This window comes from Salinicoccus halodurans (genome assembly GCF_900114445.1).
GTDB lineage: Bacteria > Bacillota > Bacilli > Staphylococcales > Salinicoccaceae > Salinicoccus > Salinicoccus halodurans.
This window is the reverse complement of record NZ_FOTB01000004.1, coordinates 263,073-283,021: the sequence shown is the minus strand read 5'-3', so window position 1 is coordinate 283,021 and position 19,949 is coordinate 263,073. Positions and strand designations below refer to the sequence as shown.

Below are 19,949 nucleotides of genomic sequence, written 5' to 3'. Positions count from 1 at the left end.
TTTTAATTAGGAGGAAGAAAGATGATTTTTGCAAATGGAGACTGCTACATTACGTATCAGCAGGAGGAATTGATCAGTGATTCCGAAAAGACGAGGATTGAGGCCGGCTTTGAAAAAGAGACGCACACATATCTGACAGAGCTGCAGACGACAGAACATACATTGACGTTCCTTTATTCACCGGTCAAAGTGATGGAAGCGCACAATACAATCGAACCATGCGACCTGGTAATAGATGAAGTCCGGGCATTTCTTGCCAGAATCGAGGTGACGGCATGAGTCTCATAGTACAGGACAGCGGACTGCTCACGATTCTGCAGACATTGGATCCACAGCCATCCGATAAAGGCAATGAGTATAATGGTGCATGTGACCGTCTGGCCCATCAGCTGGCGAATCAGCTGGTCGGCAATGACACATCGGCTCCGACTGTTGAAATGACACTGCAGCCTTCAGTAATCAAATTTACAGAGCCGACGATTATCGCATTCAGCGGCGCAGGGTTCAAGGCGAAATCGGGGGACCGTGATATATTCCTCAACCGCATCTATCTTTTTGACCGCGGGGACGAACTTGAATTCATTCCCCAGCCGAAAGGCAACCGGATTTATCTTGCAGTTGCAGGAGGTCTTGAAGCAGAAGGTTCAAATATCCTGAAGTCCGGTGATGAAATCATCATGTGCCGTAACTATACTGCGCATCATGATGAGCTGTTCAATATGCTGAAACGCCGGAGCCAGGTGAGCTGGGGAGTGGATACCTATGCTCTTGTGGAAGTCTACCTCTCCGATACTTATCATATTGTCAGACGTCCGGATATACCGGATGAAATTTATGAACAGCTTGAATCCGCAGAATATACGGTGAGAAATGAAAAGAACAGGGTTGCCCTCTATGTGGATGGTCCTGAGATTGCGCTCGAGAATGTCGGTATTGAACACGCAGGTGTAAAAGGCGGTGTGCATATCGCCGATAATCAGCCCGTGCTTGCATTGAATGACTTCAACAAAGTGACCACTGCGCCGCAGGTCGGGACGATTCCGTCATATCACCTGCACAAACTGTCACAAAAGAGCACAGGCTCCAAAATCCAGTTCAAGGCTATTGATGCAGCGGATGCCCATGCAAATCTGTACGCGCATCATCTCTGGGTGAAGAGTCTGTTTAAAGCGATAGACTATAAACTCTCCAAAGAACTCGTCAAAGAAAAAATGTAAGGCAGACTTTTATGGTTTGGGACAACGGTGTCCCGGACCTTTTTTATTTTAAAAAAACTTAGGGACAAACTGAAAATTTATACTGAAAAATGGTTGGAGAAGCAACAAAATATTGCCGAAATAAGGTATAATAATATATCAGTAAAAACGAATGCCGGTCAAATACGGCATATGGTGGGAATGGTTTTGACATGAGAAATATTCTAAAACAGTATTTTGGATTCGATAAATTTAGACCAAAACAGGAAGAGATCATCAATTCGGTGATGGCAGGGAAGAACACGCTAGGAATACTTCCGACGGGGTCGGGGAAATCACTCTGTTTCCAGGTCCCGGGGCTGAAGTACCCTGGCCTTACTCTGGTGATCTCCCCGCTGATTTCTTTGATGCGGGATCAGGTCGAGGCGTTGAACAGTCAGGGCATTCCCGCAGCATACTTGAACTCGACGCTCAAGAAAAAGGAAATTGATTCCCTGATGGTGGATCTGGAAGCAGGACATTACCAGTTCCTGTATGTCGCTCCGGAAAGGTTCAACAGTGAAGAATTCAATGCACTGATCAGACGCCTTGACGTGCCATTGATTGCATTTGACGAAGCGCACTGTATTTCCAAATGGGGACATGACTTCAGACCGAGCTACCAGAGCATCATACCGATTCTGAAAAAGCTTCTGCCGGATGCGGTGACCATCGGACTAACAGCCACTGCCACTCTGGAAGTCCAGGAAAACATCCAGGAACTCCTCGGGATAGAAACTGAAAATGTCTTTACTACAAGCGTTGCAAGGGAGAATCTCCATCTAAGTGTGAACAGGACATATCAGAGGGAACAGTTCATCCTCTCCTATATACAGAAGCGGTCTGATGTCTCGGGAATCATATATGCCGCCACCCGGGCGGAAGTGGAGAAGATATCGTTATTCCTAAAAGACAACGGTGTGGATAACGTTATTTATCACGGTGGTCTCGGCAAGGGAGAACGTAACGGCAACCAGCAGCAGTTCGTATCAGGTGAGAAGGATATCGCTGTTGCAACGAACGCCTTCGGCATGGGGATCGATAAGCCGGACATCCGTTTTATCATCCACCATAATCTGCCGGGGGATATCGAGAGCTATTATCAGGAGATTGGCCGTGCCGGGCGTGATGGGGCAGTGAGTGAATGCATACTGCTGTCCAGTCCGCGTGACGTCAACCTGCATCAGTTCTTCATCGACCGGTCGAGCTCCTCAGACCAGTATAAAGATCATATGAGGGCAAAGCTCGACAGAATGATCCAGTACAGCCGGACCAGCAAATGTCTGAGCAGTTTCATCACAAAATATTTCGATCCGGATGAATATGTGGAGGAATGCCTGACGTGCTCCAACTGTAAAAATCCCGAACGGGTCTATGACATGACATCGGAAGCAGCAGTCATCGTGGAACTGGTCGAAGTCTGCGAGCTTCCATTGACCAGGGAGCAGATCATCCAGGTGCTGAGGGGCGAGCAGTCGGAAAACATCACATCGCACAGCCTGGAGGAATTGGAGTCATTCGGCAGGATGGAAAATTACCTGACGGGCGAAATCAGTCACGTGCTGGAAGAATTGATTTTCAGGGGCTGGCTCCACATTGAAGAGGAACTTTTATATACTGTCCCGAGGAGTGAAGCGGTATTGAGCGGGGAAGCAGTCCTCAAGACTGTACCGTTCCGCAAACACTTCAATGAAAAAGTGGATGTCAGTACGGCGTCTTCGCCGAATGAGCTGTTCTTCCGGAAACTTACGGAGACCCGGAAGGCACTCGCAGAGAAATATGAAGTGCATGAAGAGGACATCTTTACGGATGCGACACTCAGGGAATTTGCTAAAAAGATGCCCGGATCCAAACAGGACATGGTGACCATCCAGGGTGTCGGAAGCTACAAGCTGAAGCATTACTGTCCGCATTTCCTTGAAACAATCCGTTCACATAAAGAAGGGGTCTTTGTGACGGAATAAACCCATAAAAGAAGCCGGCCCTCTTTAAAGGACCGGCTTGACTGTTTAAGCGTATTAGATTTTGACGGGTTTGTTCTTCATATACATATAATAGCTTGCTGCGAAGATGATGATATAGCCGATGATGGATAGTATGTCCGGAATATCGCCGAAGACGACGATGCTGAAAATCGCGGTAAATAGGATCGTCGAGTAGAAGAAGATGGATATCTCCTTGGCGGGGGCAAAGCTGTAGGCGATCGTCAGGCCGAATTGGCCGATGGCTGCAAACACACCTGAAAGGATCAGTGCCCAGAACTGTACCGTGGTCATGGACTCGAACTGCCAGATGAAGAAAGGCAGAAGGACGACGCATGAGAAGAATGAAAAATAGAACACTGTCGTATAGAATTTTTCACGGCTGCCAAGCACCCGGAGCACTGTGTAGGCCCCGGCAGCAAATAAAGCGCCGGCCACCCCAATCAGTCCATAGACGGTATCACTCGACATTGACGGTTTGATGATGAAAATCGCGCCGGCAAATGCGATGATGATGGAAATGACCTGATAGCGCCGTACATATTCCTTTAAGAATACCGCACACAGAAGAATTGTGAAGAAAGGACTGAGCTTGTTGAGTATATCGGCATCGCTCAGCACCATCCTGTCGATGACGAAAAAGTTGAGGACGACCCCGATCACTCCGAAAGTGGAGCGGGTGATGAGCAGAAGCTGGTTTTCTTTATGTCCGAAAAATTTTTCTTTATAGTATATGACAAAGGCGAACGCCATCAGCATGGATACTATATTTCTGAAGAACACTTTCTGTACAGTCGGAAGATCGCCGCTGTATTTGACGAAAACTGCCATCAGACTGAAACCAAGTGATGAAATGACAAGGGCGATAATCCCCTTAACTGTGCTATTCATTAAAAGTGATCCTCCAATTTAAAATATAAAGTTTCATACTTATGAGCACAAAGAATTTTACCAAAAAATTTTTAAAAAATCATGGGTACAGTATAACATATGAGTGGAGAGAGTTAGGGCTCTTTTATGTGAATATATTTCTATGAAATTACAAATCTTTCCTTTGCCTAAACCCAAAATGTATGGCATCATAGGATTTGTAAAGAGCACATATAGTGTTTAAAATTACAACAAAACACAACATATAGTGTTTGGAACCGTGCTGGAAAGTGTAAATGTAAAATAAGGCTTTGAGAAAATGATTCGAACGCAAGTTCGTTTATTTTATTTCTGCCAGTATGAGAGAAGGGGGAGGGATGGTATGCTTATCGCATTCTATTCCATGACAGGAAACGTACGGCGGTTCGTCAAAAATTCCGGTATCGGTGAACATTTCGAAGTCCATGAGATAAAGTCAGGGAACAAGAACGAACCGGTGAATAAGCCGTTCATCCTGGTGACAAGCACCTACGGATATGGAGGTGTACCGGCGGAAGTCGAATCTTTCCTCGGTGTGAACCACCGGAGGATGCTGGCGGTGGCATCGAGCGGAAACCGTAACTGGGGTGCTCACTACGCAATGGCGGGAGAACACATCAGCAATGAGTACAGTGTGCCTCTCTTATTAAAATTCGAGCTGCATGGTACTCCGGGAGACAGAGAAGAATTCATTGAAAAGGCAGGGGCTATACATGAAAGTATTAGACGAGAAGAAATACAATCACATTGAGTTGAATAACGAAGTCACGAAGCGCGACGAGACCGGATTCTACCAACTGGGCAAGGACCAGGAAGCACTTGAGGTGTTCAAGGAGGAAGTGAAGGATAAGACCATCCATTTCGATTCCGAGCTTGAGCGTCTGCACTATCTGGTGGACAACGACTTCTACTATAATCTGTTTGAAGAGTATTCAGAAGAAGCTGTGATGGAAATCGTTGAATATGCAGCATCCATTCCTTTCGAATTCAAAAGCTACATGGCTGCGAGCAAGTTCTTCAAAGACTATACACTTAAGACGAACGATAAAAAACAATACCTTGAAGACTACAAACAGCATGTGGTCATCGTGAGCATGTATCTTTCCAAAGGCAATGTGGAACAGGCGAAACGCTTCATCCTGTCAATGATCGAACAGCGTTACCAACCTGCGACACCGACATTCCTGAACGCCGGACGTGCACGCCGCGGTGAAATGGTTTCATGTTTCCTCCTTGAAGTGGACGACAGCCTGAACTCCATCAACTATATCGATTCCACAGCGAAACAGCTGTCCAAGATCGGCGGCGGTGTTGCCATCAACCTGTCCAAACTGCGCGCACGCGGTGAAGCAATCAAAGGCATCGAAGGGGTGGCCAAGGGCGTACTGCCGGTTGCCAAGTCCCTTGAAGGCGGCTTCGGATATGCTGACCAGCTCGGCCAGAGACCAGGTGCGGGTGCGGTATACCTGAACATCTTCCATTACGATCTACCTGAATTCCTGGATACTAAAAAAGTGAACGCAGACGAAGATATCCGTCTTGCAACGATTTCCACAGGCCTTGTCGTGCCATCCAAATTCTTCGATCTGGCTAAAAATGACGAGCCTTTCTATCTGTTTGCACCGCATACGGTAGAGCGTGAATACGGGCAGACACTGGATGATATGAATCTCGATGAAATGTATGATGAGCTTGTAGCGAATGACAAAGTGAAGAAACGCAAGCTCGATGCGCGTGAGATGCTGAATACGATCGCCCAGACACAGCTGCAGTCCGGCTATCCGTACATCATGTTCAAGGACAACGCCAATAAAGTGCATCCGTTGAAAGAAGTCGGACAGATTAAAATCAGCAACCTGTGTACTGAAATTTTCCAGCTTCAGGAAACTTCCACAATCAATGATTACGGTACGGATGACGAAATCCGCAGGGATATTTCATGTAACCTTGGATCCCTCAACATTGCGAATGTGATGGATTCCGGTAAAATACGTGAATCCGTCCATGAGGGCATTGAGGCATTGACTGTAGTCAGTGACGACACTGCGATCGCGAATGCACCAGGTGTCAAAAAAGCGAACGACGAGCTCCACTCGGTGGGACTTGGCGCGATGAACCTGCATGGTTATCTCGCAAAGAATAAAATCAACTATGAAGCCGAAGAGGCAAGGGATTTTGCCAACGTATTCTTCATGATGCTCAACTTCTATTCGCTGGAAAAATCAATGATGATAGCGAAAGAGCGCGGGCAGACATTCAAAGACTTCGAAAGATCGGAATATGCGACAGGGAGATACTTCGAGAAGTATATGGCTGTTGCTGTGGAGCCGAAATCAGATAAAGTGGCATCACTGTTCGCTGACATCCACATTCCGACGACCCAGGACTGGGAAGCGCTCAGCCGGGAAGTGATGGAGCACGGATTGTTCCACGCATACCGCCTGGCAATTGCGCCGACACAGAGCATTTCCTATGTGCAGAACGCAACAAGCTCAGTAATGCCGATTGTAGATACGATCGAACGCAGGACTTACGGCAACTCTGAAACATTCTATCCAATGCCGTTCCTGTCGCCTGAAACAATGTGGTACTACAAGAGTGCGTTCAACACGGATCAGATGAAACTCATCGACATGATTGCCACAATCCAGCAGCACGTAGACCAGGGCATCAGTACGATTCTGTACGTGAACTCTGAAATCTCTACGAGAGAGCTGGCGAAACTTTATATATATGCACACCACAAAGGGCTGAAATCACTTTATTACACAAGAAATAAATTGCTCAGTGTGGAAGAATGCACAAGCTGTTCCGTATAATCTAAAAGATCGATCGCAAAGGAGCCTTTACAATGATTGCAGTAAACTGGAATAAAGAAGACGACATGACAAACGTGTTCTGGCGTCAGAATATCTCACAGATGTGGGTGGAGACCGAGTTCAAAGTCTCAAAAGATCTGGGTTCATGGGAAGGCATGTCGGATGCTGAAAAAGATACATTCAAAAAAGTGCTGGCCGGACTGACCGGCCTCGACACCCACCAGGCGGATGACGGGATGCCCCTCATCATGCTCCACACGGAAGACCTCAGGAAAAAAGCGGTATATTCATTCATGGGAATGATGGAGCAGGTCCATGCGAAATCATATTCCCATATCTTTACGACGCTGCTTCCGTCTAAAGAGACAAATGATCTTTTGGATAACTGGGTGCTTGAAAACGAACAGCTGGCGTTCAAAGCTGATAAAATCGTCAGCCGCTACCATAAGCTGTACGGCAAAGACCCATCTGTATACGATCAGTATATGGCACGTGTCGCCAGTGTTTTCCTAGAATCTTTCCTGTTCTACTCCGGGTTCTACTATCCGCTGTATCTGGCGGGACAGGGCAGGATGACGACGAGTGGAGAGATCATCAGGAAAATCCTGCTGGACGAGTCCATACACGGTGTGTTCACCGGTCTGGATGCGCAGATGCTGAAAGCAGAGCTTTCAGACGAGGAGCAGGAACGTGCGGATAAAGAGATGTATGAACTCCTGAAAGAACTTTATGCCAATGAGGAGAAATACACGAAAGATCTGTATGACAAGCTTGGTCTTACGGAAGATGTCCTGAACTATGTTCAGTATAATGCGAATAAATCACTCGCAAACCTCGGTTTCGATGCTTACTTCGAAGAGAAGGCATTCAACCCGATCATCGAGAATGCACTGGATACGACGACGAAGAACCATGATTTCTTCAGTGTCAAAGGTGATGGTTATGTATTGGCGCTTAATGTAGAGCCGATACAGGATGAAGATTTCATTTTTGATGATGTAAAATAAGATTTCAGCCTCTGGAAGTCAAAACCTCCAGAGGCTTTTTCATGCATTTTTTTCTTATGAGAGCAATTGTGTTGACATTCCATATAAATAACATATGATTAAGGTAGAGTTTTTCAACTGAATACTATGATTCTTTCGGGGCAGGGTGAAATTCCCAACCGGCGGTAAGCTTTAAAGCGAGCCCGCGACCCGTACTGTTTTCTTACGGTGCGGCTGATTCAGTGCAAGTCTGAAGCCGACAGTCAAAGTCTGGATGGGAGAGAGAATGAGATGCAGCGTACCTTTGGAAACGGTCATTACCGTCCTTTGGGATAATACGCTATATTTGGTATTGCTTTCGGGCAATGCTTATTTCCGCATACATTAAATGACGCCGAAGGATAGATTGATATCCTTCGGCTTTTTTATATTCAGGAGGGAAGAACTTGAATCGATATATGAAAAAGGCACTTGATCTTGCCAAAATGACAAAAGGACAGACAGGGAAGAATCCGCCGGTGGGCGCCGTCGTCGTCAAAGAGGGCAGCATCATCGGAATGGGTGCGCATTACGGCTACGGACAGCCGCATGCAGAGAGGCAGGCGCTCCAATCATGTAACATGGACCCCCGGGGTGCGGATATTTATGTGACGCTGGAACCCTGCTCCCATCACGGAAAGACACCGCCGTGCACCGATGCGATCCTCGAAGCGGGCATCAGGAATGTTTTCTACGCTGAAAAAGACCTTAATCCTAAAGTGAGCGGTCATGAGGTGCTCGCAAATGCCGGAGTGAGTGTGGAACATACTCCGGATGACGAGACGGCGGCGCTTTACAGGGATTTCTTCAATCATCTGGTCAGACAGCGGCCGAATGTCACACTGAAATGTGCGATGAGCGTGGACGGGAAACTGGCGCTGCACGACGGTACAAGCAAATGGATCACGGGTGAAGCGGCAAGAATGGATGTGCACGAGGCGCGGAATGTCCACGATGCAATCCTGGTCGGTGCGCATACTCTGCTGCATGACAATCCGAGGCTGACGACGAGAATTGAAGGCGGCGGTCGCTCACCGAGACCGGTTGTACTGCTGGGTGCAGGTGCGCTCAGGGAAGATCTTGAGATTTTCAAGCATCCGAAACGTCCTGTCATTTATACGACGAATGAAGATAATTTAAAATATGAAGACCGGTGTGATGTCAAGACCGGTGACTGGAGTCCAGCGGCAGTGCTCCGCGACTTGTATGAGATGGGACTGACTTCGATTTTTGTCGAAGGCGGCGCTTCAGTACTCACTTCATTTATAAAAGAAGAATTATATGATCAGATATTTTTATATGTTGCCCCGAAAATATTTGGTGAATCGATGCACAGTCTGTACAGGGAGAAAATCTTCTCCATGGACGAGGCAGTGCAGCTTGAACTGGTGGATGTTGAAAAGCTCGGGCCGGATTTTAAAATAACCTACAGAAAGGCTTGAGCAGTATGTTTACAGGAATAATCGAACAGGTTGGCGAAGTGGAGAAGTTAAAAGACACGGGCGCACTTACTGTATTTGAAATAGCGTCAGGAATCTTCAATGATATTGAGTTGGGGGATTCCATCAGCGTAAACGGTACATGTCTGACCGTAACGGAAATCAAAGAAGGTTCGTTTACGGTGGAAATGGTGAATGAGACGAAACGTATCACCAGTCTCGGCACAACAGGAGAGGGAGATAAGGTGAATCTCGAACGTGCATTGACCCTTTCTGCAAGACTCGGAGGACATATTGTTTCCGGGCATGTTGACGGCACAGGTGAAATTACGGATGTCAGCTATGATGGAGAAGCGATGGTAATGCGCATCAAAGTGCCCGGGAATCTGATGAAATATATGTCTAAAAAAGGATCGGCTGCGATAGATGGTATCAGCCTGACGCTGTTTGACGTCGATGGGGAATCATCGGAAATAATACTCAATCTGATTCCTGAGACGCAGGACAGAACGACGCTTTCAGGAAAAAGACAGGGTGATCTTGTCAATATTGAAGCGGATATGCTGATGAAGCATGTAGCACATTTACTGGAAGCAGGTGTTGGAAATGTTTGATTCCATTGAAGCGGCAGTTGAAGATTTGAAGCAGGGCAGGCTGGTGGTTGTGGTCGATGATGAGAACCGTGAAAATGAGGGGGATCTCGTCGGAGTTGCAGATTTTATTACAGCGGACGAAGTGAACTTCATGGCGATTCATGGGCGTGGATTGATATGTACACCGGTGACGGCGGAAATCGCACGTAAAGCCGGGCTTTCACCGATGGCGGTGAGCAACAGCGATCCGTACGGCACGGCGTTCACGGTGTCGGTGGACCATGTATCCACAACGACAGGCATCAGTGCCCATGAGCGGTTCGATACGATCCGTGCACTGGCGGAAAACGACGTGAAGGAAACGGAGTTCAATACACCCGGACATGTATTTCCACTGATTGCGAAGGACGGGGGAGTCATTGAACGGATGGGGCACACGGAAGCGGCCGTGGATCTTGCGAAACTTGCCGGAGGGTCACCCGTCGGTGTCATCTGTGAAATCATGAATGACGACGGCACGATGGCGAGAGTTGATGACCTTGAAGCGTATAAGGAAAAACATGATCTGAAAATGATTACGATTGAAGACTTGAAAAAATATATGAAACAGCATTCAGGTGTGACCCTCGAAAGCACAATCAAACTGCCGACGGATTTCGGCGACTTCAAAATGTACGGGTTCGTGGATAACAGTACAGGAAAAGAACATCTTGCCCTTGTACATGGTGAATTGTCGAAAAAAATGAATGTACGCATCCATTCGGAATGTCTGACGGGCGATGTTTTCCACAGCAAACGCTGTGACTGCGGAGATCAGCTCGAGCGTGCGATGAAGATCATGAGCAGCGAAGGCGGTGTCATCCTCTACATGAGGCAGGAGGGGCGTGGCATCGGTCTGATCAACAAGCTGAAAGCATATGAACTGATTGAACAGGGATATGATACAGTCAGTGCCAACGAGCATCTTGGGTTCAATGCGGATCTGAGGGAGTACGATGTCGCAGCGGAGATGCTGAAACAGCTCGGCATCGAAGCAGTCACCCTGCTCAGCAATAACCCAAGGAAGATCAGAGGTCTTGAAGATGAAGGCATTTCGGTCAACCGCCGCAGCCATATCGTCAAAGCCAATGTTGTGAATAAAGATTACCTGAAAACGAAAAAAGATAAACTCGGACATCTACTCTAGGAGGACAATATAAAATGAATAAAATCGAAACGAAAATGATTGGTACGGACTTGAAAATTGCGGTTGTCGCAGGAAGATTCAATGATTTCATCACTTCACAGCTTGTGTCGGGAGCTGAAGGCATGCTCATCAGCCATGACGTAAAATCAGAAGACATCGATCTTGTATATGTGCCGGGAGCGTTTGAAATCCCGCTCGCTGCAAAAACACTTTCAGAGTCAGGGAAATACGATGCGGTCATCGGACTCGGCTGTGTCATCCGCGGCAGCACGACACACTATGACTATGTATGTAATGAAGCGGCAAAAGGCATCTCTCAGGCAGGGCTCACTACGGGTGTGCCGGTGATGTTCGGCATCATCACCACAGAGAACATCGAGCAGGCAATTGAGCGTGCGGGTACAAAAGCGGGCAATAAGGGTGCAGATGCCGCGGCAGGCGCTATTGAAATGGCGAATCTGATGGGACAGATTAAAGGGTGACAGATTTTATTGGAACCGGAACACTGCAGCAATGCAGTGTTCCGGTTTTTTGATGAGGGAGCTGTTTGCTGATGTGTGTGGGGCCCGTGCGCCTTATCGTTTTTCGATCGTTGATGTGAGCGGCGGAGCCTTGCCTCAACGTTCGTTGTTCATTGAGGTGAGAATGATGCGTTCACCTCAGCGTTTCCAGATCGATGAGGTGAGAGGTGGCATCTCGTCTCAACGATTTTTATTCGATGATGCAAGAAAGGAGTTACACATTATCGGGCGTATTCCATTAAGGTGAGCGTGCTGTCCTCATATTAATGTTTCGGAATCATTGAGGCGTGATGGGGCATGTCGTCTCAATGGTTTTTATTCTATGAGGTGAGGGAGTGGGACATCATCGAAATGAAATCGAAGACAGGAGCGGCACAGGCGCTTACCGTTGATTCTTGATTGACAATAAGAGAAAAAGCCGGCTTATTATCGAAATGAAATCGTTAATAAGAAAGGAAGGTCCTATCACCATTGATTTATAATCGACAATAAGAGAATCGCTTGCGTGATCATCGAAATAAAATCGAAGACAGGAGCGTTATGGTCTCTTATGATCGGTCGGCAACCGAGAACAAGAGGCCGGATTCTCTTATCATTGAAACAGAATCGACAATAAGTGATGGCCTCTCCCTTATCACCAAAATGGAATCGATGATAACAGCTGTCTGTAACCAGGATTATCTCATCAATTTTTGCGAATCAATGAGAAGGAACGGCGCATACCCGTCCCACACACATTCGTCACAATACCTTCAACCAACTTTCAAATATCGGTCAAATTCTGGTATATTACACATGCTAAAATGGAAATCGGGTCTTTGAACCGAAATACGGACTTATGAATAGGAAAAGGAGATATCGCATATGAAATTAAAAATGCTGATGACGGCAATGTTCGCAGGTGTAATGATGCTGGCGGCCTGCGGCAATGATGTCAATACCGAAAACAAGGATTACGGCTCCCAGGAAGAAGGGGATGACGAAATAAGGTCTCTGGAAGTCGATCTGGAAGTGCCTGAAACGGCTGAAGCCGGAGATACTGCTGAATTTACAGCCCATGTCCATTCCAACGGAGAAGACGTGACGGATGCGGATAAAGTCAGGTTCGAGGTACTGGATGCAGATGGTGAAAGCCTTGACATGATTGAAGCGGAACACTCTGAAGACGGCCTGTATACAATCGAGTATACATTTGAAGAGACGGGGGACTTTACAGTGATTTCCCATGTGGATGCCTTCCAGCTCCATACAATGCCCGAGAAGCAGGTCACGGTGGAATAACGCCCCGTATAACGCCCTTGTATACAGCTGCTCTTGATTGTATTGTCCGCCATTAAGGTTTACAATATATATATAATTAGAAGCATAAAATCAGGAGGTAGCCATGGAGTTGCAGGATAAGACGTATATTGTGTCGAACGCAGCAAAATCACTGGGCAGGGAGATGTCCATGCACCTTGCAGAACAGGGTGCGAACGTTATTCTGGCCGGCGTCGACCATATTGAATTGGATAACCTCTTGGGAGAACTTCAGGAAAAATCAGAAGGAAACCATAAGGTGGTTATGCTGGAGCAGTCTAAGGAAATCGACTGGCTGGCCATCATGGAAGAAATACAGGAAGCCTTCAGTACACTGAACGGCATCATACTCGTACATACGATATTCACAGAGAACCGTTCGGTGTATGATGTTTCCTTTGATGAGTTCAACCAGGTGATGTATGAACATGTCTGGGGGACATATCTCGGGATCCGTACGCTCCGTCCGATGCTGAAGGATGAACGGGATGCGAAGATCATCAATGTCATTGAACCGTCATTTGAAGATGTATTTGAAAGAAATTTATATTACACAGTAACCGGAGCCATTGAAGCACTCACACATTCTACAGCGATAGAGCTCAGAAAAGAAGATGTGGATGTATATGCACTCAGTTACCGCCCTTCGATCAAAGAGGGCGAATCGCCCGAACGTTCAAATCCGGAGGCGATCAGTACAGTAATGTCCATTTTGTCCGGCACGGGGAAAGCACCAACGGGTGAAACAATCATCATCAATTAGATAATTGTTAACGAATTGTGACCAAAACCAGCCAGTAATCCAAGCGGCTGGTTTTTTTGTGTGAAAATATTCAAACTTCGGTTGAAAATCAAATATTTCACTGTATAATTAGACTCATGGTTATCACTGATAATCATTATCATTTAAGGTGGCTTTCTATGATAAGAAAATTATTCAGATTAGACGTACTTATAGTTTTACTTTTGATTTTTTCTATTCTGTCTATGTTTGTAGGCGTTGTTGAACTGCGCCCGAGGGATTTATTCAGTCTGACAGAAGAACAGCAGGGCATACTTCTCAACAGCCGGCTGCCTAGAACTGTATCCATTATTATCGCCGGTGCGTCACTTGCGGTCTGCGGTCTGATCATGCAGCAGCTGACACGCAACAAATTTGTCTCTCCGACTACTGCAGGGACGATGGACTGGGCCCAGCTCGGCATCCTTATCGGCCTGGTTTTCTTTCCGGGCGTGAGCATGCTCGGCAGACTGGCATTTGCGTCAGTACTTGCGGTTGTCGGTACACTGCTTTTCATGCAGATCATTTCCAGAATAAAATTCAAAGATATCATCTTCGTTCCGCTGATTGGACTGATGCTGGGCGGCGTGGTCGCGAGCGTCAGCACATTCCTCGCAATCAGAACGAATATGCTGCAGGCGATTTCCGGCTGGATGCACGGGAGTTTTTCAACGCTTATCGCCGGCAAATACGAAATACTTTATATCAGCATTCCACTTTTCATAGTGGCGCTGCTGTATGCACACCAATTCACCGTCGCAGGGATGGGGGAGGACTTTTCCAAAAACCTGGGGCTTAATTACCAGAAAGTACTATACATAGGGCTGTTCATCACAGCAGTCATCACTGCACTGGTCGTAGTATCAGTCGGGATGCTGCCGTTCCTCGGATTGATCGTCCCGAATATCGTCTCGGTATTCAGGGGGGATCATCTCCGGAGCACCATTTTCCTTACAGCGGTGCTTGGAGCGATATTCGTTATGATATGTGACGTAATAGGCCGTGTAGTCATTTATCCATATGAGATTTCGGTGGGGCTGACCATCGCGATCATCGGCGGATTCGTCTTCTTATTCCTGATTTTCAGGAGGGCCGGTGCAGATGCTTAAAATGACTAATAAAAAACTGATTTTGATACTCGCTCTAGGTGCAGTCGCATCGATTGTCCTGTATATGCTTTATGATCTGAACCCTGCAATCTTCTTCTATCAGATCCCTTCGAGGGCGAAGCGGGTTGCGGCAATCGTCATTGTGGGTGTGGCGATCGCAGTATCCACAGTGATATTCCAGACAATAGTCAAAAACAGGATTCTGACCCCGTCCATAATGGGACTGGATTCCGTTTATGTATTTATACAGACATCCATGATATTTTTCGGGGGCGCCTCATCGGCGATACTGCTGAACAGCAAGGCGAATTACTTTGTCAGCATGGTGCTGCTCGTGATATTCACATTATTCGTTTTCAAATTTCTATTCAAGTTTACAAAGAACAACGTATTTCTGCTGCTGCTGATCGGTATCATCCTTGGTACTTTATTCGGCAATCTGGCAACATTCATGCAGATGATGATCAGTCCTGAGGACTTCCTCATTCTGCAGAATAATCTGTTCGGTTCGTTCAGTGCAGTTGACGAGTCACTGCTCTGGATTACCGGGATCATCGTCCTTGTGTCAATCCTGTTCGTGCTCAAAGATTTCAATTCGCTTGATGTCATGTCGCTCGGACGGGATCACGCAATGAATCTCGGCGTGAACTATGACAGGAAGGTGTCCCAGCTGCTTGTCATCATCGCGGTCCTTGTATCTGCTGCAACGGCGCTTGTGGGGCCGATGATGTTCCTGGGACTGCTTGTTGTGAACATCGCTCACGAAGTGTTCAGCACCTACAGGCACGTCTATCTGATCATCGGCTCTGCCATGATCAGTATCATTACACTGGTGTTCGGGCAGATGATCATACAGTTCATGTTCGACGGCGGAGTGGAACTGAGTATCATCATCAATCTGGTTGGTGGATTATACTTCATTTATCTAATGCTTAGGAGGAGTAAAATATGATAAAGGTAAGAGATATTGCTAAATCATATGGCGAGAAGAAAGTAGTTGACGACGTATCACTGTCTATTGAAAAAGGTAAGATTACTTCTATGATCGGTCCGAATGGCGCGGGTAAGAGTACGGTGATCTCCATGATCACGAGGCTGCTTGATAAAGACAGCGGTGAAGTATTAATTGAAGGCGACAACATATTCACCCAGCCGAACAATGAACTGGCCAAAAAGATTTCGATACTTAAACAATCGAACCATCTTGAACTTAAAATTACAGTGCGTGAGCTTGTAAGTTTCGGCCGTTATCCGTACTCCAAAGGCCGTCTGAAGGATGAAGACCACAGAGTCATAGATGAAGCGATCGAATATATGGAACTGGAAGAGCTCGAGGATCGTTATATAGATGAACTCTCGGGCGGACAGAGACAGCGTGCATACATTGCGATGACGATTGTCCAGGATACCGAATATATTTTCCTGGATGAGCCTCTGAACAACCTGGATATGAAGCACTCCGTGCAGATCATGCAGATTTTGAGAAGACTCGTGCGCGAGAAGAATAAAACGATTATCATCGTCATTCATGACATCAACTTTGCATCCTGCTATTCCGATAACATAGTGGCACTGAAAAACGGCAAAATCGCCATCAGCGGAACAAAACACGAAGTCATCAAGAAGAGCATACTGGAGGAGATTTATGAGATGGAGATAAACATCCAGTGCATCTTCGGACATAACATCTGCATATACTTCGATGACCAGATCGGTGACGTCACTGAAAACGATGCAAAGGAATATGCACAGACGGTCCAGCATGAACAGCTCAGGGCTTAGCATGAGTGTGTTCAGACCCCTTAAAGGAGGTGGTGGCAGCTTTAATCGGATGTATTTTTTGTAGTTTTTAGTGGGGGCTAAAAATATACTTAACGGGAGAGGTATTTAAATGGATTTTAAGAAATTTTACTTAATGCTTGCCATGGCTGTAATGCTCGTGCTTGGAGCATGCGGCAATGGTGAGGAAACAGCAGAAGAAGGCGCTGAAACTGACGAAGCAGGTGCAGAAGAGAGTTCACAGGAAACAATAGCATACGAAAACAAGTTTGAAATGGGACCTGCACGCGGAGAAGAAGGCGATACAACAGAAGTAAATGAAACGATTGAACTTCCTAAGAACTCCGATAAAGTTGCTGTCTACGACCTGGGTGTTGCATCCACTTTCAAGGCACTCGGGATTGAAGAGAATATCATCGGTCTTCCAAAAGGCGATAACAACGCTTCACTTTCAGAAGTGAATGAAGAATTCGCATCAGATGAATATGCAAACCTTGGCGGATTGAAACCGGATGAATTTGAAACACTTGCCGAGCTTCAGCCGGAAGTGATCATGATCCACGGCCGCCAGTCAAATACTCAGACAATTGATGAAATGAAAGCTGCTGCACCGGATGCGGAAATAGTATTCGTAGCTGCTGATAACAACAATTATTTCCAGGATATCATGGACATGACGACATTCCTTGGAGAGATGTACGGTGTCCAGGATAAAGCGGAAGAACTCGTTGCAGATATGCAGACGAAAATCGATGTAGTGAACAGCACAGTGACTGAAGCGGATAAAGATATGCTGTTCATCCAGACGAACGGCGGAGACCTGTCATTCCACGGTGAGGGCGGCCGTTACGGTTTCCTTTATAACGACCTGGGATTCACTTCTGCCGGTGAACAAAGCGAAGGTGAAACGACGGACAACCACGGCAACCAGGTCAGCTTTGAGTTCATCGCTGAAACCGATCCGGGCGTAATGCTTGTAATGGACAGAGGTGCCGCAGTTTCCGAAGGAGAGGCGACACCTGTGGATGTTGTCAAAAATGATGTGACTGCAGGTGTGGATGCTGTTGAGAATGATAATATCATCCAACTTAATCCGCAGTCATGGTACTTGAATTCAGGCGGATACCTGAGCGGTATGGCACAGCTTGAAGAAATTGAAGCCGGCATGGCTGAAATGGAATAATTGATGATACAGAAGAAACCCATCCGGATCCGGATGGGTTTCTTTTCAATTCTGTGCTGTCATCTGTCATTTATGACGGTCTGCACGCTTATATACATGATCGCCGATGATCCGGACTTCACGGTTCAGCTGGACGCCGAACTCATTTAAAATGACATCCTGGACGTGGGTGATCAGGTCTTCATAGTCACCGGCCGTCCCGCCATCAACATTGACCATGAAACCGGCGTGCTTCCTGGATACTTCAACACCGCCGATGCGATGCCCCTGAAGTCCTGCATCCTGTATCAGTTTCCCGGCAAAATTACCGGGAGGACGCTGGAATACGCTGCCGCAGGAGGGGAATTCCAGCGGCTGCTTCGATTCCCTGCGGTATGTCAGGTCATCCATGAGGGCTTTTATTTCAGAAGGTACACCGGGTTTCAAAGCAAATTTAGCTTCCATCACGACGTAGTCATTTTCCTGGACGATGCTCTTACGGTAGCCGAGCCCGAGTTCTTCATTTTTAAGGGTGATGATATTCCCTGACTTATCGATTGCAGTGACTTCGAGCAGGCAGTCCTTCACTTCGCCCCCGTATGCTCCGGCATTCATATAGACGGCACCTCCGACACTGCCGGGGATGCCGCAGGCAAATTCCAGTCCGGTGAGGGAGAGCTCATGGGCGAAATTCGAGACATCGATAATCGCTTTGCCGCTGCCTGCTGTAATGATGCCACCTGCTTCCTCCAGATGGTCCAGCCTGAGCAGATTGAGGACGATTCCCCGGATGCCCCCGTCCCGGATAATGATATTGGATCCGTTACCGAGGTATGTGACGGGAATATGATTTTCATCACTGTAGCGGAGCACCCGGCATGCATCCTCGACATTGTGGACTGTGACATAGAAGTCGGCGGGGCCGCCTGTCTCTGTGTAGGTATAATTTTTTAAGGGTTCATATATTTTAATATCAGGATCCAGAAGCAGTGCCTTCAGATCTGTTTCTATTTGCGTTGTATTCACCGTAGTAATTCCTTTCAAGTGAGATTGACTATGTATATTATAATAGAAGTGGCCCATTTTTGGAAATGGGTTGATATTTTAAGCAGATTGTACACTAAACTGATGTGTGCTATATTTTGTTTAGCCACTGACAGCCAGTGTAACACAACGATACTATAATAAGGGTGTGACACCTTTTGCATCATTCTTTAAAAAATAGATTTGGACTGCTTCTGCTGTTCAGTCTGATTATCATGGCAGGATGCTCCAATGCGCTCGCCGAAGACATGGAGGAATATATGTCTGATATGGAAGAAATCCATGAGCTGGATGAACAGTTTACGGCTGAAGCGGAATCATTGGATTATGAGTATCTCCCTGAGGAATTATCTTCCAGAAGTGTGGATGTCGACACTGAACGTCTGGAAAAAATCAGCGGAAAACTCGAAGAGGACATAGTCCCGCTCGCCGATCAGATGGCAGAAAAGATCAAGGCAGTCGAAGTGGACAACGAGGAATTGGCAGAAATGCATGATTCATTCAAAGAAAGCGTCGAAATCAAACAGGACTTTGCAGGTCAGCTCGATGAATATGTGAAAGCCTACCTGATGTCAGTCCGTTCGAGTGAGGAACTGATTGAACTGAGCCAGTCATTTATGGAAAATCAGGAAGAGCGGGATGAAATCATCGAGAACACGGAAAATGAAAAGGCAGTTGAGGAAATCGACAGTCTTATAGAACAGATCAATAAAAACAGTGAATCGCTGGAATCAGAATCCCAGCTGCTCCAGGGGGACGAGCCGGTAGATGTGAAACAGGAGCACATTGATGATGTGATGACACCGCTGATCGATAAGCATATACAGTCACTCAATCAGATTAACCTGGAAACAGAAAGTGCCATACGTGTACGCAGTTTGTCTTTGGAAATGTACTATGGGTTTGAAAAGTATTATCATGAACGTAAAAATACGATGACATACAATGAGAAACTGCAGGGTCTTCAGCTTCAGAGCATCATCCCCATGAAGGAAACCTACCAGAAGCTGGATGAAAATTACTACAGCCGTATAAAAGAAATTGAGAGTGAACTCGAATAGTTCAC

The 19,949-nt window shown here is 46.6% G+C and carries 19 protein-coding genes and 1 riboswitch; of the genes, 17 read left to right on the top strand and 2 right to left on the bottom strand.

Features of this window, described 5'->3' with window-relative positions; translation table 11 throughout:
• Positions 1-21: 21 nt before the first annotated feature.
• The 3 genes from BM271_RS09975 (at position 22) to recQ (ending at position 3,199) form a co-directional block, all read left to right on the top strand.
• Positions 22-279 carry a hypothetical protein gene (locus BM271_RS09975; protein ID WP_046789377.1) on the top strand — a complete coding sequence of 86 codons (258 nt, stop codon included), beginning with the start codon at positions 22-24 and terminating at the stop codon, positions 277-279.
• Positions 276-1,217 carry a 5-oxoprolinase subunit C family protein gene (locus tag BM271_RS09970; protein ID WP_046789378.1) on the top strand — a complete coding sequence of 314 codons (942 nt, stop codon included), beginning with the start codon at positions 276-278 and terminating at the stop codon, positions 1,215-1,217. Before BM271_RS09975 ends, BM271_RS09970 begins: the two co-directional genes overlap by 4 nt.
• A 191-nt stretch (positions 1,218-1,408) precedes the next feature.
• Positions 1,409-3,199 (top strand): DNA helicase RecQ, encoded by a 1,791-nt coding sequence (recQ, locus tag BM271_RS09965; RefSeq protein ID WP_046789379.1) that lies wholly within the window; start codon positions 1,409-1,411, stop codon positions 3,197-3,199.
• 54 nt (positions 3,200-3,253) lie between these two features.
• Here recQ and BM271_RS09960 read toward each other — a convergent pair whose 3' ends face one another.
• Positions 3,254-4,108: a DMT family transporter gene (locus tag BM271_RS09960; protein WP_046789380.1), complete on the bottom strand. Its 855-nt coding sequence runs from the start codon at positions 4,106-4,108 to the stop codon at positions 3,254-3,256.
• A gap of 361 nt (positions 4,109-4,469) precedes the next feature.
• Here BM271_RS09960 and nrdI point away from each other — a divergent pair, with 361 nt between their 5' ends.
• The 13 genes from nrdI to BM271_RS09895 all read left to right on the top strand — a co-directional run bounded on the left by nrdI (position 4,470) and on the right by BM271_RS09895 (position 17,860).
• A complete protein-coding gene (nrdI, locus tag BM271_RS09955; RefSeq protein ID WP_046789381.1) occupies positions 4,470-4,877 on the top strand; it encodes a class Ib ribonucleoside-diphosphate reductase assembly flavoprotein NrdI in 408 nt (135 codons plus the stop codon).
• Positions 4,840-6,945, top strand: a complete 2,106-nt coding sequence (nrdE, locus tag BM271_RS09950; protein WP_046789382.1) for a class 1b ribonucleoside-diphosphate reductase subunit alpha — start codon at positions 4,840-4,842, stop codon at positions 6,943-6,945. The genes nrdI and nrdE overlap by 38 nt, the downstream gene beginning before the upstream one ends.
• Before the next feature lie 32 nt (positions 6,946-6,977).
• Entirely contained in the window at positions 6,978-7,952 is a 975-nt protein-coding gene (gene nrdF, locus BM271_RS09945) for a class 1b ribonucleoside-diphosphate reductase subunit beta (RefSeq protein ID WP_046789383.1), read from the top strand.
• A gap of 127 nt (positions 7,953-8,079) precedes the next feature.
• Positions 8,080-8,221: riboswitch (FMN riboswitch) on the top strand.
• A 156-nt stretch (positions 8,222-8,377) separates the two neighbouring features.
• The gene (ribD, locus tag BM271_RS09940; RefSeq protein ID WP_046789384.1) at positions 8,378-9,412 is read left to right on the top strand and encodes a bifunctional diaminohydroxyphosphoribosylaminopyrimidine deaminase/5-amino-6-(5-phosphoribosylamino)uracil reductase RibD; all 1,035 of its coding nucleotides are present in this window, start codon (positions 8,378-8,380) and stop codon (positions 9,410-9,412) included.
• 5 nt (positions 9,413-9,417) lie between these two features.
• A complete protein-coding gene (locus tag BM271_RS09935) occupies positions 9,418-10,023 on the top strand; it encodes a riboflavin synthase (protein ID WP_046789385.1) in 606 nt (201 codons plus the stop codon).
• Positions 10,016-11,188 carry a 3,4-dihydroxy-2-butanone-4-phosphate synthase gene (gene ribB / locus BM271_RS09930; protein WP_046789386.1) on the top strand — a complete coding sequence of 391 codons (1,173 nt, stop codon included), beginning with the start codon at positions 10,016-10,018 and terminating at the stop codon, positions 11,186-11,188. Before BM271_RS09935 ends, ribB begins: the two co-directional genes overlap by 8 nt.
• 14 nt (positions 11,189-11,202) lie before the next feature.
• Complete coding sequence (gene ribH, locus BM271_RS09925) at positions 11,203-11,670, top strand: 6,7-dimethyl-8-ribityllumazine synthase (RefSeq protein WP_046789387.1); 468 nt, start codon at positions 11,203-11,205, stop codon at positions 11,668-11,670.
• Between the two features lie 903 nt (positions 11,671-12,573).
• Positions 12,574-12,990: a FixH family protein gene (locus BM271_RS09920; protein WP_046789388.1), complete on the top strand. Its 417-nt coding sequence runs from the start codon at positions 12,574-12,576 to the stop codon at positions 12,988-12,990.
• 103 nt (positions 12,991-13,093) lie between these two features.
• The gene (locus BM271_RS09915; RefSeq protein ID WP_046789389.1) at positions 13,094-13,771 is read left to right on the top strand and encodes an SDR family oxidoreductase; all 678 of its coding nucleotides are present in this window, start codon (positions 13,094-13,096) and stop codon (positions 13,769-13,771) included.
• 158 nt (positions 13,772-13,929) lie between these two features.
• The gene (locus tag BM271_RS09910) at positions 13,930-14,898 is read left to right on the top strand and encodes an ABC transporter permease (RefSeq protein WP_046789390.1); all 969 of its coding nucleotides are present in this window, start codon (positions 13,930-13,932) and stop codon (positions 14,896-14,898) included.
• Positions 14,891-15,850: an iron chelate uptake ABC transporter family permease subunit gene (locus BM271_RS09905; RefSeq protein WP_052749808.1), complete on the top strand. Its 960-nt coding sequence runs from the start codon at positions 14,891-14,893 to the stop codon at positions 15,848-15,850. The genes BM271_RS09910 and BM271_RS09905 overlap by 8 nt, the downstream gene beginning before the upstream one ends.
• Positions 15,847-16,680: an iron ABC transporter ATP-binding protein gene (locus BM271_RS09900; RefSeq protein WP_046789391.1), complete on the top strand. Its 834-nt coding sequence runs from the start codon at positions 15,847-15,849 to the stop codon at positions 16,678-16,680. Before BM271_RS09905 ends, BM271_RS09900 begins: the two co-directional genes overlap by 4 nt.
• A gap of 109 nt (positions 16,681-16,789) precedes the next feature.
• Positions 16,790-17,860: a siderophore ABC transporter substrate-binding protein gene (locus BM271_RS09895; RefSeq protein WP_046789392.1), complete on the top strand. Its 1,071-nt coding sequence runs from the start codon at positions 16,790-16,792 to the stop codon at positions 17,858-17,860.
• Between the two features lie 66 nt (positions 17,861-17,926).
• On the opposite strand, the gene murB is transcribed toward BM271_RS09895, so the two are convergent.
• A complete protein-coding gene (gene murB / locus BM271_RS09890) occupies positions 17,927-18,865 on the bottom strand; it encodes a UDP-N-acetylmuramate dehydrogenase (RefSeq protein WP_046789393.1) in 939 nt (312 codons plus the stop codon).
• Between the two features lie 176 nt (positions 18,866-19,041).
• On the opposite strand from murB, the gene BM271_RS09885 reads away from it, so the two are divergent.
• Positions 19,042-19,944, top strand: a complete 903-nt coding sequence (locus BM271_RS09885) for an EMYY motif lipoprotein (protein WP_046789394.1) — start codon at positions 19,042-19,044, stop codon at positions 19,942-19,944.
• The last annotated feature ends 5 nt before the right edge of the window (positions 19,945-19,949 follow it).

What these genes read in the sequence shown, in the direction of transcription:
- ribH (WP_046789387.1), top strand. Translation starts at nt 11,203, where the DNA reads ATGAATAAAATCGAAACGAAAATGATTGGTACGGACTTGAAAATTGCG.
- nrdE (WP_046789382.1), top strand. Translation starts at nt 4,840, where the DNA reads ATGAAAGTATTAGACGAGAAGAAATACAATCACATTGAGTTGAATAAC.
- nrdI (WP_046789381.1), top strand. Translation starts at nt 4,470, where the DNA reads ATGCTTATCGCATTCTATTCCATGACAGGAAACGTACGGCGGTTCGTC.
- recQ (WP_046789379.1), top strand. Translation starts at nt 1,409, where the DNA reads ATGAGAAATATTCTAAAACAGTATTTTGGATTCGATAAATTTAGACCA.
- BM271_RS09935 (WP_046789385.1), top strand. Translation starts at nt 9,418, where the DNA reads ATGTTTACAGGAATAATCGAACAGGTTGGCGAAGTGGAGAAGTTAAAA.
- ribB (WP_046789386.1), top strand. Translation starts at nt 10,016, where the DNA reads ATGTTTGATTCCATTGAAGCGGCAGTTGAAGATTTGAAGCAGGGCAGG.
- BM271_RS09905 (WP_052749808.1), top strand. Translation starts at nt 14,891, where the DNA reads ATGCTTAAAATGACTAATAAAAAACTGATTTTGATACTCGCTCTAGGT.
- BM271_RS09975 (WP_046789377.1), top strand. Translation starts at nt 22, where the DNA reads ATGATTTTTGCAAATGGAGACTGCTACATTACGTATCAGCAGGAGGAA.
- BM271_RS09900 (WP_046789391.1), top strand. Translation starts at nt 15,847, where the DNA reads ATGATAAAGGTAAGAGATATTGCTAAATCATATGGCGAGAAGAAAGTA.
- BM271_RS09970 (WP_046789378.1), top strand. Translation starts at nt 276, where the DNA reads ATGAGTCTCATAGTACAGGACAGCGGACTGCTCACGATTCTGCAGACA.
- nrdF (WP_046789383.1), top strand. Translation starts at nt 6,978, where the DNA reads ATGATTGCAGTAAACTGGAATAAAGAAGACGACATGACAAACGTGTTC.
- BM271_RS09920 (WP_046789388.1), top strand. Translation starts at nt 12,574, where the DNA reads ATGAAATTAAAAATGCTGATGACGGCAATGTTCGCAGGTGTAATGATG.
- BM271_RS09895 (WP_046789392.1), top strand. Translation starts at nt 16,790, where the DNA reads ATGGATTTTAAGAAATTTTACTTAATGCTTGCCATGGCTGTAATGCTC.
- BM271_RS09915 (WP_046789389.1), top strand. Translation starts at nt 13,094, where the DNA reads ATGGAGTTGCAGGATAAGACGTATATTGTGTCGAACGCAGCAAAATCA.
- BM271_RS09910 (WP_046789390.1), top strand. Translation starts at nt 13,930, where the DNA reads ATGATAAGAAAATTATTCAGATTAGACGTACTTATAGTTTTACTTTTG.
- BM271_RS09960 (WP_046789380.1), bottom strand. Translation starts at nt 4,108, where the DNA reads ATGAATAGCACAGTTAAGGGGATTATCGCCCTTGTCATTTCATCACTT.